Origin of the sequence: Blattabacterium sp. (Blaberus giganteus) (genome assembly GCF_000262715.1) — a bacterium.
In the GTDB taxonomy this organism is placed as follows: Bacteria; Bacteroidota; Bacteroidia; order Flavobacteriales; family Blattabacteriaceae; genus Blattabacterium.
Genome location: NC_017924.1, coordinates 517,470 through 532,917, shown reverse-complemented (window position 1 = coordinate 532,917; position 15,448 = coordinate 517,470). Strand labels below are relative to the sequence as shown.

Annotated in this window: 12 protein-coding genes; 6 read left to right on the top strand and 6 right to left on the bottom strand. The window is 25.9% G+C overall.

Features of this window, described 5'->3' with window-relative positions:
- The first annotated feature begins 104 nt into the window (after positions 1 to 104).
- The 6 genes from BGIGA_RS02570 (at position 105) to BGIGA_RS02545 (ending at position 6,894) form a co-directional block, all read left to right on the top strand.
- Positions 105 to 1,241 carry a 3-oxoacyl-ACP synthase III family protein gene (locus BGIGA_RS02570; RefSeq protein ID WP_014726813.1) on the top strand — a complete coding sequence of 379 codons (1,137 nt, stop codon included), beginning with the start codon at positions 105 to 107 and terminating at the stop codon, positions 1,239 to 1,241.
- On the top strand, positions 1,210 to 1,464 hold the full coding sequence (locus BGIGA_RS02565) for a type B 50S ribosomal protein L31 (RefSeq protein WP_014726812.1): 255 nt from the start codon (positions 1,210 to 1,212) through the stop codon (positions 1,462 to 1,464). Before BGIGA_RS02570 ends, BGIGA_RS02565 begins: the two co-directional genes overlap by 32 nt.
- Before the next feature lie 6 nt (positions 1,465 to 1,470).
- Complete coding sequence (locus tag BGIGA_RS02560; protein ID WP_014726811.1) at positions 1,471 to 2,661, top strand: putative sugar nucleotidyl transferase; 1,191 nt, start codon at positions 1,471 to 1,473, stop codon at positions 2,659 to 2,661.
- Between the two features lie 101 nt (positions 2,662 to 2,762).
- Positions 2,763 to 5,039, top strand: a complete 2,277-nt coding sequence (gene metE, locus BGIGA_RS02555) for a 5-methyltetrahydropteroyltriglutamate--homocysteine S-methyltransferase (protein ID WP_014726810.1) — start codon at positions 2,763 to 2,765, stop codon at positions 5,037 to 5,039.
- A gap of 40 nt (positions 5,040 to 5,079) precedes the next feature.
- Positions 5,080 to 5,523, top strand: a complete 444-nt coding sequence (locus BGIGA_RS02550; protein WP_014726809.1) for a SufE family protein — start codon at positions 5,080 to 5,082, stop codon at positions 5,521 to 5,523.
- A 12-nt stretch (positions 5,524 to 5,535) separates the two neighbouring features.
- The gene (locus BGIGA_RS02545; protein ID WP_014726808.1) at positions 5,536 to 6,894 is read left to right on the top strand and encodes an aldehyde dehydrogenase family protein; all 1,359 of its coding nucleotides are present in this window, start codon (positions 5,536 to 5,538) and stop codon (positions 6,892 to 6,894) included.
- Here the strand turns inward: BGIGA_RS02545 and rpoN are convergent.
- The 6 genes from rpoN to leuS form a co-directional block, all read right to left on the bottom strand.
- Entirely contained in the window at positions 6,889 to 8,325 is a 1,437-nt protein-coding gene (gene rpoN, locus BGIGA_RS02540; RefSeq protein ID WP_014726807.1) for an RNA polymerase factor sigma-54, read from the bottom strand. The genes BGIGA_RS02545 and rpoN overlap by 6 nt on opposite strands.
- Before the next feature lie 5 nt (positions 8,326 to 8,330).
- Positions 8,331 to 9,740 (bottom strand): asparagine--tRNA ligase, encoded by a 1,410-nt coding sequence (gene asnS, locus BGIGA_RS02535; protein ID WP_014726806.1) that lies wholly within the window; start codon positions 9,738 to 9,740, stop codon positions 8,331 to 8,333.
- A gap of 1 nt (position 9,741) precedes the next feature.
- On the bottom strand, positions 9,742 to 10,296 hold the full coding sequence (gene frr / locus BGIGA_RS02530; RefSeq protein WP_014726805.1) for a ribosome recycling factor: 555 nt from the start codon (positions 10,294 to 10,296) through the stop codon (positions 9,742 to 9,744).
- A gap of 4 nt (positions 10,297 to 10,300) precedes the next feature.
- Positions 10,301 to 11,017, bottom strand: a complete 717-nt coding sequence (gene pyrH / locus BGIGA_RS02525; RefSeq protein WP_014726804.1) for a UMP kinase — start codon at positions 11,015 to 11,017, stop codon at positions 10,301 to 10,303.
- A gap of 39 nt (positions 11,018 to 11,056) precedes the next feature.
- Entirely contained in the window at positions 11,057 to 12,487 is a 1,431-nt protein-coding gene (locus tag BGIGA_RS02520) for a Glu/Leu/Phe/Val dehydrogenase (protein WP_014726803.1), read from the bottom strand.
- Positions 12,488 to 12,654: 167 nt separating this feature from the next.
- On the bottom strand, positions 12,655 to 15,444 hold the full coding sequence (leuS, locus tag BGIGA_RS02515; protein WP_014726802.1) for a leucine--tRNA ligase: 2,790 nt from the start codon (positions 15,442 to 15,444) through the stop codon (positions 12,655 to 12,657).
- Between the last annotated feature and the right edge of the window lie 4 nt (positions 15,445 to 15,448).

Genomic DNA, 15,448 nt, shown 5'->3' with positions numbered 1-15,448 from the left:
ATTTACTTTAAAATTCAGAAAAATATGAATAAAAAATGGTTTTTCATTATTTTTAATTAAAAATTTTATTTTTTACTTTTTCATTAAATTTATTAAATCAATAAATGATTCGATCAATCATTACAGGAACAGGTCATTATTTACCAAAAAAAATTATAAAAAAAGATCATTTTTTGAAACATAAATTTTACGACAAAAAAGGATCAAAAATTGAAAAATCCAATGAAAAAATTATTAATAAATTTAAAAAAATTACAGAAATAGAGGAAAGGAGATATATAAATAAAGGATTATTTAATTCTGATATTGCGACTATTGCAGCAAAAAGAGCTTTAAAAAATTCTAAAATTTATCAAGAGGATATAGATTATATCATATCGGCTCACAATTATGGAGATATTCATCCTATTTCTTATCAGTCTGATTTTATGCCATCTATAGCGGCTAAAGTAAAAAATAAACTTAAAATACAAAATAAAAAATGTAGACCATATGATATGATTTTTGGTTGTACAGGATGGATAGAAGGAATGATTCTTGCCGATCAACTTTTGCGATCTAAACATGCTAAAAACATATTGATTACCAGTTCTGAAACTTTATCTAAAGTTATAGATCCGCATGATAGAAATTCCATGATTTTTTCCGATGGAGCAGGAGCGGCTGTTTTATCTGCTATAGAATATTTAGAAGACGAAAAACATGGAATTATTCATTATGATACTCAATGTAATAATAATGAAGAATTATATTATTTAACAAATGGTCCTTCTTTAAATCCTAATTATAAAAAATCAATGATGAATATTAGAATGAATGGGAGGAGAATTTATGAATATGCATTAACAGAAGTTCCAAATATGCTAAAAAATATACTTGATCATGCTAATTTACATCTTAAGGATATTAAAAAAATTCTTATTCATCAAGCTAATGCTAAAATGGATTATGCTATTTTAAAAAGATTGTTGAAATTATATAATTATACATCTTTTAATAAAGATTTTTTGTCGAAAATTATGCCAATGACAATACAAAAATTTGGAAATTCTTCTGTTGCTACTGTACCTACTTTATTAGATTTAATTCTGAAAGGAGAAATGCCGCCTCATGAGATTAAACCTGGAGATATCATTCTCATGGCTTCCTTAGGTGCTGGAATGAATATTAATGGAATGATTTACCGTTTTCCAAACAAAAAAAATAAATATGAAAAAAAAAATACATCCAGAAAATTATAGACCTGTTGTTTTTAAAGATATTAATAATGAAAACATGATTATTTGTAAATCAACAGTCATAACAAAAGATTCTATTCATATAGATGGAAATAATTATCCATTATACAAAATGGAAATATCTAGTTATTCACATCCCTTTTTTACCGGAGAAAAAAGGTTCCTAGGAAAAACAGGTCCCGCAGAGAAATTTAAGAAAAAATATGAAAAATATAAAAAATTATAAATTCATATGAATTTTATATTATATGATGGAATAGAATGGAATAAATTATTTCCGATAACACTTACTAGACCTGTCTCAGAAATCAGATTGGGATTGTTTTCAATAAAAGAAAGATGGGAAAAATATATTGGAAAAAATGTGGATTGTGTTATTACACAACCATTTCTATCGGATAAATTTTCAAAAAAAGAGTATTCATTTTTTGAAAATATATTGTTAATTAATTCTTCATTTCTTCCTAATGAAGAATTAATTCAAATTCTTTCTTTTTTAAAAGAAAACGAGACCATTTTTTTTAAAGAAAAAATGATTGCTATAAAAAAGAATTTTTCTTTGGAAGAAGAAAATATTCTTTCTTTATTTTCAAAAAAATATAAAAAAACATATTGTGTAAAACAAATTATTCATATTCAATATCCATGGGATATATTTATAAATAATGAAACGGTCTTAAAAAAAGATTTTATATTTTTTACAAAGGGTAAAAAATCTTTTTCTTTGTTGGGAAACAATCATGTTATTTGTAAGGATAAAATATTTTTAGAAGAAGATATAAAAGCAAATAATATTGTATTAAATGCCCAATATGGGCCTATATATATTGAAAAAGGAGTTTTAATTATGGAAGGATCCGTCATCAGGGGCCCCGTATCAATTGGAAAAAACGCTATCCTGAATGTAGGATCAAAAATATATGGAGGAACAACTATAGCCCCTTTTTGTAAAATAGGAGGAGAAATTTTTAATTCTGTGATTTTTTCTTATTCCAATAAGGTTCATGATGGATTTTTAGGAAATTCTATTTTGGGAGAGTGGTGTAATTTAGGAGCTGGAACTAATATATCTAATTTAAGAAATGATTATAAAAAAGTAACAGTTTGGAATTATGAAAAAAAAATTTTTAGTTCTACTAATTTGCAATTTTTTGGGGTAATAATGGGAGATCATTCAAAATCAGCAATAAATACTCAATTTAATACAGCGACGATCGTAGGTGTTAGTGATAATATTTTTGGATATGGATTTCCTCCTAGATATATTCCTTCTTTCTTTTTGGGAGGAATTCAAAGTAAAAAAAGAATTCCTTTAAATAAAGTTTGTGAAACAGCTGAAATTGTGATGAATAGAAGAAATAAAAATTTCTCTGTTCTAGACAAAAAAATTTTGGAATATTTATATCAAATATCGGATATTTAGTTAATTTTTATTTATCATATTACATAGTATATTATTGTATGTATGGATATGATGTATGAGATGTATGAATGGAAACAAAATTTAAATAATAAAAAGTTTTTATGCTGAAACATAATTTGGGTTATCCTCGCATAGGGATACGAAGAGAGTTAAAAAAAGCTTGTGAAGCTTATTGGTCAAACAAAATAGATTCTAATGCTTTGTTTGAAGTGGGAAAAAAAATAAGAATGGAAAATTGGAAAACGCAAGAAAATGCTGATCTAGATTTAATTCCATGCAATGATTTTAGCTTTTATGATCATGTTCTAGATATGTCATTATTATTAGGCGTTATTTCAGAATCTTATCTTTCTATTCCAATAATTCATAATAATATTGATCTGTATTTTTCTATGGCTAGAGGATTTCAAAAAAATGAATGGGATATTAAAGCTATGGAAATGACAAAATGGTTTAATACTAATTATCATTATATTGTTCCAGAGTTTGATAAAAATCAAAAATTTTCTATTTTTTCGAATAAAATTTTTGATGAATTAGAGGAATCTAAAAAAATATTGAAATCTTACAAAAAAATTAAACCTGTATTCATTGGACCTATATCTTATTTATTTTTAGGAAAAGAAAAAGAAAAATCCTTTAATAGGATGGATTTGGTAGAAAATATTATTCCTATTTATATAAAAATCATTAAAAAACTAAAAAACGAAGGAGTGAATTGGATTCAATTAGATGAACCTATTTTAGTTTTAGATATGTCTGAAAAAGAGAAAGAAGTTTTTAAATATGCTTATGATGAAATATCTAAATTTTGTTCTGGAATTAATATTATGTTAACTTCTTATTTTGATGGTATATCAGAAAATATATCTCTTTTTCAAAATATATCTGTTAAAGCTTTACATATAGATTTAGTAGAAGATTCAGATCAATTGGAAAAAATACTTTCTTTTTTTTCAAGAGAATCAAAAATGATTTTGTCTTTGGGCCTTATCGATGGAAGAAATATATGGAAAAACAATTATCTTAATTCTATTCAAAAGATAGAAAAAGCAATAGAATTTATAGGAGAAGATAGAATTATGATTGCACCTAATTGTTCTCTTTTGCATGTTCCTATAGATCTAGAATATGAGCATTCTATTCATATAGATATAAAAAACAGAATGTCTTTCGCAAAACAAAAAATTTATGAATTGAATGATTTAGAAAAAATAGTCAAAGGAAATAAAAGTATTTTATCTATTAACTCTTCTGTTTTTTGTGATCATAAAATAAAGGAAAGAGTTAAAAATATAACAATAACAGATAAAGATGTACAAAGAGATAATCATTTTTATATTAGACAAAAAAAACAAAAAGAAAAATTCCATCTTCCTTTATTTCCTACTACTACTATAGGATCTTTTCCTCAAACAAAAGAAATACGTAATTTGCGAAATAAATTTCGAAAAAAAGAACTAAGTCAAGAAGAATATGATAATAAAATTAAAAATTTTATTGTAGATGTTATTAAAAAGCAAGAAGAAATAGATTTAGATGTGTTAGTTCATGGTGAATTTGAAAGAACTGATATGGTGGAATATTTTTCAGAAAAACTAAAAGGAATTCTTTCTACTGATAATGGATGGGTACAAAGTTATGGAAGCCGTTGTGTTAAACCTCCTGTTATTTATGGAGATGTAGATCGTCTTGACAATATGACTGTTGAATGGATATGTTTTGCTCAATCTCAAACAAAAAAATTAATGAAAGGGATGCTAACTGGTCCTGTTACCATTTTACAATGGTCTTTTGTTAGAAATGATCAACCTATTTCTCATACGGCTTACCAAATAGCTTGGTCTATTCGAAAAGAAGTTTTGTCCTTAGAAAAATCTGGAATTCAAATTATTCAAATCGATGAACCTGCCCTAAGAGAAGGATTACCTTTGAAAAAAAAGAATTGGAAATCTTATTTTGACTGGTCTATTAAAGCTTTTCGTATTTCTTCAAGCGGAGTGAAAGATGAAACTCAAATACACACACATATGTGTTATAGTGAATTTAACGATATATTTGAATATATAGCAGATATGGATGCAGACGTTATTACTATGGAGACTTCTAGATCTAAAATGGAGTTATTAAAAGCCTTTTCAGTTTTTTCTTATCCTAATGAAATAGGGCCAGGTGTATATGATATTCATTCTCCAAGAATTCCTACTATAAAAGAGATATTTTACTTAATAGAAAAAGCTTCAAAAAAATTACCTATCAAAAATATTTGGGTCAATCCAGATTGTGGTCTAAAAACTAGGAAATGGAAGGAAGTATTGATATCACTTCACAATATGACAAAAGCAGCGAAAATGGCTAGACTCAAATTAAAAAAATAAGAAAAATGTATATTTTCATTGTTGATATAAAAATTTGGAAATGACTTTACATAAAAAAGAAGAAATCATAAAAAAGGAATTTAAAATTCTTAAAAATTGGGAGGAAAAATATGAATATTTGATAGATTTAGGAAAAAAATTATCTAAAAAATCACCTGAATTTAGATCTAAAGATAAATTAATTCATGGGTGTCAATCCAAAGTTTGGTTAGAAGCTAAATTTAATGGATCACGTATTTTTTTTGAAGCAGATAGTGACGCATTATTACCTAAAGGAATGGCCGCTCTTATGATTCGAGTATATTCAGGATTATTTCCTTTTGAAATTATTTCTTCTAATGTTAATTTTATTTATGAAATCGGATTTCAAACTTTTTTATCTCCTATTAGAGCTAATGGGATGCTTTTATTTTTAAAAAAAATAAAATTTTACGCCATAGCTTTTAATGCAAAAATTTCTGTTAGCTTGAATGGACGAATTTAAAAAAAAAATGAGATGTTTCAAACTATTAATCCTGTAGATGATAATGTATTAAAAACTTATTATTTATTATCTAATAAAGATATTAATATCAAATTGTCTGAAGCTCATCATGCATACATGAAATGGAAAAATTTTTCCTTTAATTATAAAGTTCAATGTTTAATGAAACTATATTTTTGTATGCAAAAATCTATAGACATTATAGCTTACTCCATTACTCAAGAAATGGGAAAGCCTATTACTCAATCTTATGCAGAAGTCAATAAAAGTATTGATTTGTGTAAACATTATTGTGAATTAAAAGAATCTATTTTTATGAAAAAAATTCATACCGAATATGAATTTTCTTATGTAAAATTTGAATCTTTAGGCGCTATACTAGGAATTATGCCTTGGAATTATCCTATTTGGCAAACGATCAGGTCAACTATTCCCAATTTGTTATTGGGAAATGTAATTCTCATTAAGCCAGCTTTTAATACAACAGGATCTTCTCTTATTTTAGAAAAAATATTTTTAGAATCTGGTTTTCCTAAAGGAGTTTTTCAAATTTTATTAATAGATGTTAATAAAATAGAACCTGTTATAGCTCATCCTGTCATACAAGGAGTGACTTTTACAGGAAGTGCTTTAATTGGAAGCATTATAGGATCATTATCTGGAAAATACATTAAAAAATCTATTTTAGAATTAGGAGGAAATGACGCTTTTGTAGTAATGAAAGATGTGGAAAATATAGAAAAAATAGCAAAATTAGCTACAGAATCTAGATTAAATAACACAGGTCAAACATGTATTTCTGCAAAAAGATTTATTGTAGACAAAACTATAATAGATGATTTTATAGATGCAGTTATACAAGAAATGAAAACATATCAAAGAGGAAATTTATATGATGAATCAACTAAAATAGGTTATATTTCTCGTTATGATTTATCCGAAAAATTGTATCAGCAATACAAGGATATTATTATAAATGGAGGAAAAATATGTTTAGAAATAACCAAAGATGGTAATTTTTTTTCTCCTTCTTTATTAAGGGTAGAATATGATAATTGTATAGTAAAGAAAGAAGAAATATTTGGTCCAATAGGAATTATTTTTTCTTTTTCCCAAGAAAAAATAATTCCTGATATTATCAATGATACTTTATACGGACTAGGAGCTTCTATTTGGACGAAAGATTTAGAAAAAGCAGAAGAAATATCAAAAAAAATAGATACTGGTATGGTTTTTATTAATGAAATAGTAAAATCAGACCCACGTTTTCCTTTTGGAGGTGTAAAGAAATCTGGATATGGTAGAGAATTATCATCTTTATCTATAAAAGAATTTTCGAATTGGAAAACTGTAATTATAAATAAATCATAAATTTTTTCGCATCCTTGCAACAGGAATATGCATTTGATTTCTATATTTTGAAACAGTTCTTCTAGCTACTAAATAACCTTTTTTTTTGAGTATTTTGGATAATTTTTCATCGGTAAGAGGTTTTTTTTTATTTTCTTTATCTATTGATTCTTTTAAAAGTTTTTTTATTTCAATGGAGGAGATTTCTTCTCCTTCTTGGTTTATCATCTTCTCAGAAAAAAAACTTTTTATTAGAAAAGTTCCATATGGTGTATTAACATATTTACTGTTAGCTACACGTGAAACAGTGGAAACCCCAACTCCAATTTTTTGGGAAATATTTTTTAAAATCATAGGTTTTATTTTAACTGGATCTCCAGTTAGAAAATATTCTTTTTGATAATCCATAATAGCATTCATTGTGATCATCAACGTATTTTGACGTTGCTTAATGGCATCTACAAACCATTTTGCTGAATCAATTTTTTGTTTTAAAAAAACAATTGTTTTTTCATTTTTTTTTATATTTTTTACTGATTTATAGGATTTTAACATATCTAAATATAAAGATGATACTTTTAATTCTGGAATATTTCTATGATTTAGAGAAAGTTCTAATTTTTCATCTGAAATATAAATATCGAAATCCGGAATAATATGATCGAAATTTTTAGTATTATCTGAATAAATTTTACCTGGTTTAGGATTTAATTTTTTGATTTGATCAATAGCTTTTCGTAGATTTTTCTTTGTAACACCCAACCTTTTCTGCAATTTATGATAATGTTTTTTTACAAAAAATTCAAAATGATTTTGTATAATTTTTTTTGATAAAAAAATTTCTTGAGTGATTTTTTTTTTCTCTAATTGAATCAGTAAACATTCCTGTAGATTTCTGGATCCTACACCTATAGGATCTAATTTTTGTATGTAATTTATAAGTAATTTTTCTATTATTTCTGTCGAAACAGACATCCCAAGTATCAGAAAAATATCATCCGCTATAGATGGAATTTTTCTTCTAATATAACCATCGTCATCTATATTTCCTAATATAAAATCAGCAATTAATAAATCTTTTTCATTTAAACGAAATGTATGCAATTGATTTTTTAAATATTCTTGAAAAGAAATTCCAGAAATAATAGGAATATACTTTTTCATAGTATAATTTTGATTATTGATTTGAACATCTTCTATTTCATCATTTATTTCAGGTGATGTATCTACAGATTGATTTTGATCTTCTGTGATATTGATCTCATTTTCTAATATATCTGAATTCTCTTCTAATTCCGAATAATTTTCTTCTTCTAAAGCCGGATTTTCTTCCAATTCTTGTTGAACTTTTTGTTCAAAATCTAAAGTAGATAATTGAACTAATTTCATTAATCTTATTTGTTGTGGAGAAAGTTTATGTTGTCCTTTTTGCAATAATTGTTGTTTTAACATGTTTTTTAAAATTCTGCGTGGTTTGGAGTTCTTGGAAATGGGATCACGTCACGAATATTATTCATTCCTGTAATAAATTGAACTAAACGATCAAAACCCAACCCAAAACCACTATGAGGAACAGAACCAAAACGACGTGTATCTAAATACCACCAAAGTTTGTTTTGATCAGTATTTGTATCTTTCATCCGTTGTAATAATATATCATAACGTTCTTCTCTTTGAGATCCTCCAATAATTTCTCCTATTTCAGGAAATAAAATATCCATAGCTCTAACAGTTTTTCCATCATCATTCATACGCATATAAAAAGCTTTAATGTTACAAGGATAATCAAATATAATTACAGGAATTTTAAAATATTTATCTACTAAATATTGTTCATGTTCTGATTGTAAATCCATTCCCCAAATAATTGGATGTAAAAATTTTATATTTTTTTCCTTTTCTTCTTGATCAAGAATTTTTACAGCTTCTGTATAACTAATTTTTTTAAATGGAAATTTTAAGATAAGTTCTAATTTTTCTAAAAGGAAATTGTCTTTTTTTCGATTATATTTTTCCAAATATTGATTTAAAAAAACTAAATCTTCCATGCTATTTTCAACAATGTATTTGATAATAAACTTTAAAAAATCTTCAGCCAAATTGATATTTTCTTCTAGATGATAAAAAGCAATTTCTGGTTCAATCATCCAAAATTCCGATAAATGTCGTGAAGTATTGGAATTTTCTGCTCTAAACACAGGACCAAAAGTATACACTCTTCCTAATCCTAAAGAAGCGGTTTCCGCTTCTAATTGTCCAGATACACTTAGATAAGTTTTACATTTAAAAAAATCTTTTTTATAATCTATTGTTTTACTTTTAAAATCCATGGTTGTAATTTGAAACATTTTTCCAGTTCCCTCACAATTTGAAGTAGTAATAATTGGAGTATGAAGATAAAAAAAACCATGTTCATGAAAATATTTATGGATACAAAAGGCTATATGATGACGAATTCGCATAATGCAACTAAAAATGTTTGTTCTAAAACGTAAATGAGCTTGTTCACGAAGTTTTTCCAAACTGTGCTTTTTAGGTTGTAAGATTGACTTTTGAAGAATTTCTGTATTTATTGATTCATATATAATTATATCTAAAGATTGGAGTTCAATACATTGTTTTGTCCCAATACTTTTTTTTACTATTCCTATAACTCTAATTGAACTTCCAATTGTTATTTTTTTTATAATTTTTTTTTCTAATTTATTGGATAAAATAATTTGTAAGTTTTTAACTGTAGATCCATCATTCAAAGTGATGAAAATAGAATAACGAAAAGAACGGATCCATCCTTCAACCAATACTTTTTTATTTATGAATAATTTCTCTTTATTTAGTAATTCTTTTACTGAATATTTTTTTACCATTTTATATTTTCAGTATTTCTTTCTCTTTATGAAGAAAAAAATTTTCTATTTTTTGTATGTATTCATTCGTTATTTTTTGTATACGATTTTCTCCGATTTTAGAAACATCTTCTGATATTTTTAATTTTTTTATATGTTGATTATTTTTTTTTCTAATTTTTCTCACAAATACTTTAGCATGTTCTGTTTGCAACTTAATTTTTTTCATGAAATTTTTTCTATTTTCTTCTGTAATTACAGGCAAATGTATATGAATAGAATCTCCTTTATTTGTGGGCATAAAACCTAAATTAGCATCAATAATAGCTTTGTCTATATCTGAAATAATAGAACGATCCCAAGGATGAATAGATATATTCATATTATCTATAATAGAAATATTGGCCACTTCTATAAGTGGAAAAAAAGTTCCATAACATTTTATTTTTATTTTTTCTAAAAAAGAAGACACAGATTTACTGCCTAATCTAACACGATGAATTTCTTTTTTCAGTTGTTTCAAAATTTTTTCCATATCTTTTTTACAAGAGAAAAAAATATCGTTTAATTCATCCATAATTTTATTTTTTTTTAGAAACCATAGTTCCTATTTCTTCTCCAGAAATTACTTTTTTAAAATTTCCTTTTCTGTTAATATCAAAAATAATAATTGGTAAATCATTTTCATTTCCTAAAATAAAAGCTGTTTGATCCATTACTTTAATTCTCATTTTATATGCCATATCAAAAGATATGTTTTTAAATTTTTTAGCATATTTATCTTTTTCTGGATCCGTTGTGTAGATTCCATCTACTCTAGTTCCTTTTAATAATACATCAGCTTTTATTTCTATTGCACGTAAAACTGCAGCTGTATCTGTTGTGAAATAAGGATTTCCTAATCCTGCTACAAATATTACAACTCTACCTTTTTCAAGGTGATGGATCGCTCTATCTTTTCCAAAAGGTTCTGCAATTTCATCCATTCTAATAGCTGTTTGAATATAGGTACATATTCCTACATTTTCTAAATACGATTGAAAGGCTATTCCGTTAATAACGGTAGCTAACATTCCCATATAATCTCCTTCGATCCGATTTATAGCTTTTTCTTTGATTCTAGAAAAACCTCTAAATATATTCCCCCCTCCAATTACTATAGCGACTTGAGCTCCCATATCTACTACTTTTTTTACTTCTTCAGCATATTGTTGAAGACGAGGAGAATGAAGTCCAAATTCGTTCTCTCCCATAAGAGATTCTCCACTTAATTTCAATAATGATCTTTTGTACTTCATGAAAAATATATTTTTATCGTTTTTTCAGAATAAAGTATATTATGGAAAAATTCCTAGTTTTTCATAAGAATCTATAATTTTATTTATAGCTAATACAAATGCTGCAGTACGCATGTTTTCTATTTTTGATGATTTTTTTAAATCACGAATTTTGTGGAATCCATTGATCATTGTATCTTCTAATCCGCTACGAACTAAATCTATTTCTCTTGGTCCTCTTAAAATAATTTTTTTTTCTTCTGTTGAAATTTTTTTATTGCATATCGTTTCTATAACTTGCAACAATTCTGCATTCATGTTTTCGCTAAATTTTTTTTCCATCCGTCCATAACGGACATGACTTAAATTTTTCAACCATTCAAAATAAGAAACAGTAACTCCTCCTGCATTCAAATAAATATCAGGAACAATAATTACTCCTTTTTTCTCTAATATTTCATCAGCTTCAGGAGTGATAGGGCCATTTGCTGCTTCACCAATAATTTTAGCCTTAATACGATTTGCATTATTTTTATGGATTACATTTTCTAAAGCTGCTGGTATTAATATATCACATTCTAATTCTAAAGCCTTTTCTGTATTCTCTATATTTTTTGATTCTGGAAAATTTAATATGGATCCAGTGTTTTTTAAATGTGAAAAAACTTTGGATACATTTAATCCTTTTTCGTTATAAATTGCTCCTTCCCGTTCTGCTAAAGCTATGATAATAGCACCTGATTCATGAAAAAAAGTGGCAGCGTGATATCCTACATTTCCTAGGCCTTGTATAATAATTTTTTTACCCACTAATCCTACATCAAGACCAACAGAATACATATCCTCTTTGACATGACACAATTCTCTTATTCCATAAAAAACCCCTAATCCTGTAGCTTCTTTTCTTCCTCTTACTCCTCCTTGAGAAACGGGTTTACCTGTAACACAAGCCAATGCGTCTACGTCTCCAGAACGAAGTGATAAAAAAGTATCAAAAATCCAACTCATTTCTCTCTCTCCAGTTCCATAATCAGGAGCTGGAACATCTATTCCTGGTCCAATGAAATTTTTTTTAATCAATTCAGAGGTATAACGTCGTGTTATTTTTTCTATATTATCTGTAGATATAGTTTGTGGATCAATTTTTATACCACCTTTAGCCCCTCCAAAAGGAACATCTACTATAGCACACTTATAGGTCATTAAAGCAGCTAAAGTCATGACTTCATCTTGATTCACTTTAATACTATATCGAATCCCTCCTTTACAAGGAAGTTTATGATGAGAATGTTGAACTCTATATGCTTCAATGACTCTAATTTCTTTTCCTATTTTCACAGGAAAATGCATTCGATATACAGCATTACAAGCTTTAATTTGTTCTAAAAGACCTTTTTCAATAGAAGAAAGAAATCGTGCAGCTTTATCAAAATTTTTTTCTATACAATTAAAAAAACTATATGCACCAGTTTTATTTTGGTTTTTTGACATAAAAAAAGTTTTTACACATTTCTATAGAATGAAAAATACAAAAATAAATGCTACATTATTTAGTACAAATCTACGTTTTATGTATTATAAATTTCAATTTTATCAAAATAAGAATTAAAATATTGTACTATGCAATAGTAAAATATGAGATCATTTAAAACAAAAATTTATTTAAATAAAATGTTTATTACTTTTTTAGGGATTAAAATTAACTTTTTAAAAATCTTTTTTTTCAAAAAAAATTTTGTTTTAGGATGACTCAATATTTTATTTTTGATTTCATCAATTGATGTATTCGAATCAAATTTTTCTAAAAATTTTAATTTTCCATTAAACATAATCGGATATGTTATTTCATTTTCTACTATATATTTTGTATTAAAAGCTGGAATATTGTAAAATATGATAGATTTTCTTTTTCCCAGTTTATACCATAATTCTTCAGATATATGAGGAGCAAATGGAGCTAGCAATTGAACCAAAGGCTCTAGTATTTTTCTTTTATTACATTTTAATACAGTTAATTGATTAGTCATCATCATTAATAAACTAATAGATGTATTCCAAGAAAAAGATTGTATTTTATTTTGTATTTTTTTTATAGTACGATGTAAAATTTGAAATTCTTGAAATGTTGGATTTTTTTCATTGACTTGAAAAATATTATTTTTATGAAATAAACACCAAAATTTATTTATAAAGTTTTTTATTCCATTTATTTTTTCTTCGTTCCAAGGTTTAGATTGATGAATAGGTCCTAAAAACATTTCATAAACACGAAATATATCTGATCCATATTTTTCATAAATATCATCAGGATTTATTACATTATATTTTGATTTTGACATTTTTTCCAATTTTCTTTTACAAAGAAAAGACCCTTTTTCAAAAATAAAAATAGATGAATAAAATTCTGGTCTAAATTTTTTAAACCTGTTAATATCTAATTCATTGTTATCTTTAATTAAAGATAGATCCACATATACTTCTTGTAAAGAAGAATATGCGTGTTTTTTATTTTTTAATCCATAAGATACAAAGATATTTTCTCCTATCACTTTCAGTATAATAGCAGAATAACTCAAAATCATTCCTTGATTCAATATTTTTTTGAAAGGTTCCTCAGTAGTTATCCATCCTCTATCCAATAAAAATTTATGAAAAAATCTGGCATAAATCAAATGACCTGTACTATGTTCAGATCCACCAATATATAAATCAACATTTTTCCAATAATTTTCTTTTCTTTTATCAAGAAAAAATTGATTATTATGCGCGTCCATATATCTAAGAAAATACCAACTAGATCCTGCCCAACTAGGCATTGTACTTGTTTCTATAGGAAATACATGTTTATGATCAATAAGAGTATTAGGAACTATCTTCATATTTTTTTCATCCCAAGCCCAATTTTTGGCTAGAACTAATGGGGATTTTCCTTTTTCAGGATGAAATTTATCTATTTTTGGAAGAAGAATAGGTAATTTCTCAACGGGAATAGTTTTGGGAATTTTATTTTTAAAATAAATAGGAATGGGTTCTCCCCAATATCGTTGTCTGGAAAAAATAGCATCACGAATCTTATAACTAGTTTTAGTTTCTCCTATTTTATTATTTACTAAAATTTTTATGATTTTTTCTTTTGCTTGTTTACGATTAAATCCATTTAAAAAATTAGAATTAATACATATTTCATTAGAATCTAAAATTTTTATGATTTCTATGCCAAATTTTTTGGCAAATTTTTTACTTTTTTCTTCATGTCCAGGTATTCCTATTATAGATTTAGTTTGATTATTTACAGTAAAAAAATTACTAATGTAAATGGGGATCTTTTTATTTTTAATAAAAGGATGGAATACATAATTTCCTGTAAAAATTCCAGAAATATTTTTCGTTTTTTTATCTATATAAAATTCTTTAGTCAGATATGTTAAAACATTTTTATGGTGTTGTAAAGAAAAAATGCTTATTCTCTCTGCAAGAGGATGATCAGTTGATAATATGATAAAAGTCATCCCAAACATCATTTCTGGAGAAGAAGTAAATAATTCAATTTGATTGATTTTACCAATAGGATGAATAATTTTTAATAAAATAGAAATGCCTATTGATTTTCCTATCCAATTATATTGTAATTTTTTTAAAGATTGAGAACAATCAATAAAATTTAATCCTTTTATGAGTCTTTCTGCATATGAAGAAATTCTTATATGCCATTGTAACATTTTTTTTTTGTAAACTGGATATCCTCCTCTTTCACTTTTTCCATTTTTTATTTCATCATTGGCTAATACTGTTCCTAAATCTGGACACCAATTCACTATATTATTACATAAAAATGCTAATCTATAATCTAAAAGAATAGATTCTTTTTCGTATAAATTTAATTGATTCCATGTTTTCGAATCAAATTTATAATTAAACGTAGTGCTCGCGTTAATGAAATTATTTCCGTTTTTATTAAATTCTTTAATTAAAAAATCTATAGGTTTGGCTTGTTCACTGTTTTTATCATACCAAGAATTAAAAATTTGAATAAATATCCATTGAGTCCATCGATAATAATTAGGATTACTAGTATATATTTTTCTATTCCAGTCAAAAGAAAGTCCTATTCTATTCATTTGTTTTTTGTATCTACGTGAATTTTCACAAATGGTATCGTAAGGATGTTTTCCTGTTTGTATAGCGTATTGTTCTGCAGGAAGGCCAAAGGAATCAAATCCTATGGGATTTAATACATTATATCCTTCTGCTCTTTTATATCTAGCATAAACATCTGATGCTATATAACCTAAACAATGTCCTACATGAAGTCCTGTTCCAGAAGGATAAGGAAACATATTCAAAATATAGTATTTTTTTATTCTTTTATCCTCTTTTGTATGAAAAATATTATGTTTTTTCCAATATATTTGCCAACGTTTTTCTATTTCACGAAAATTATATTCCATATTT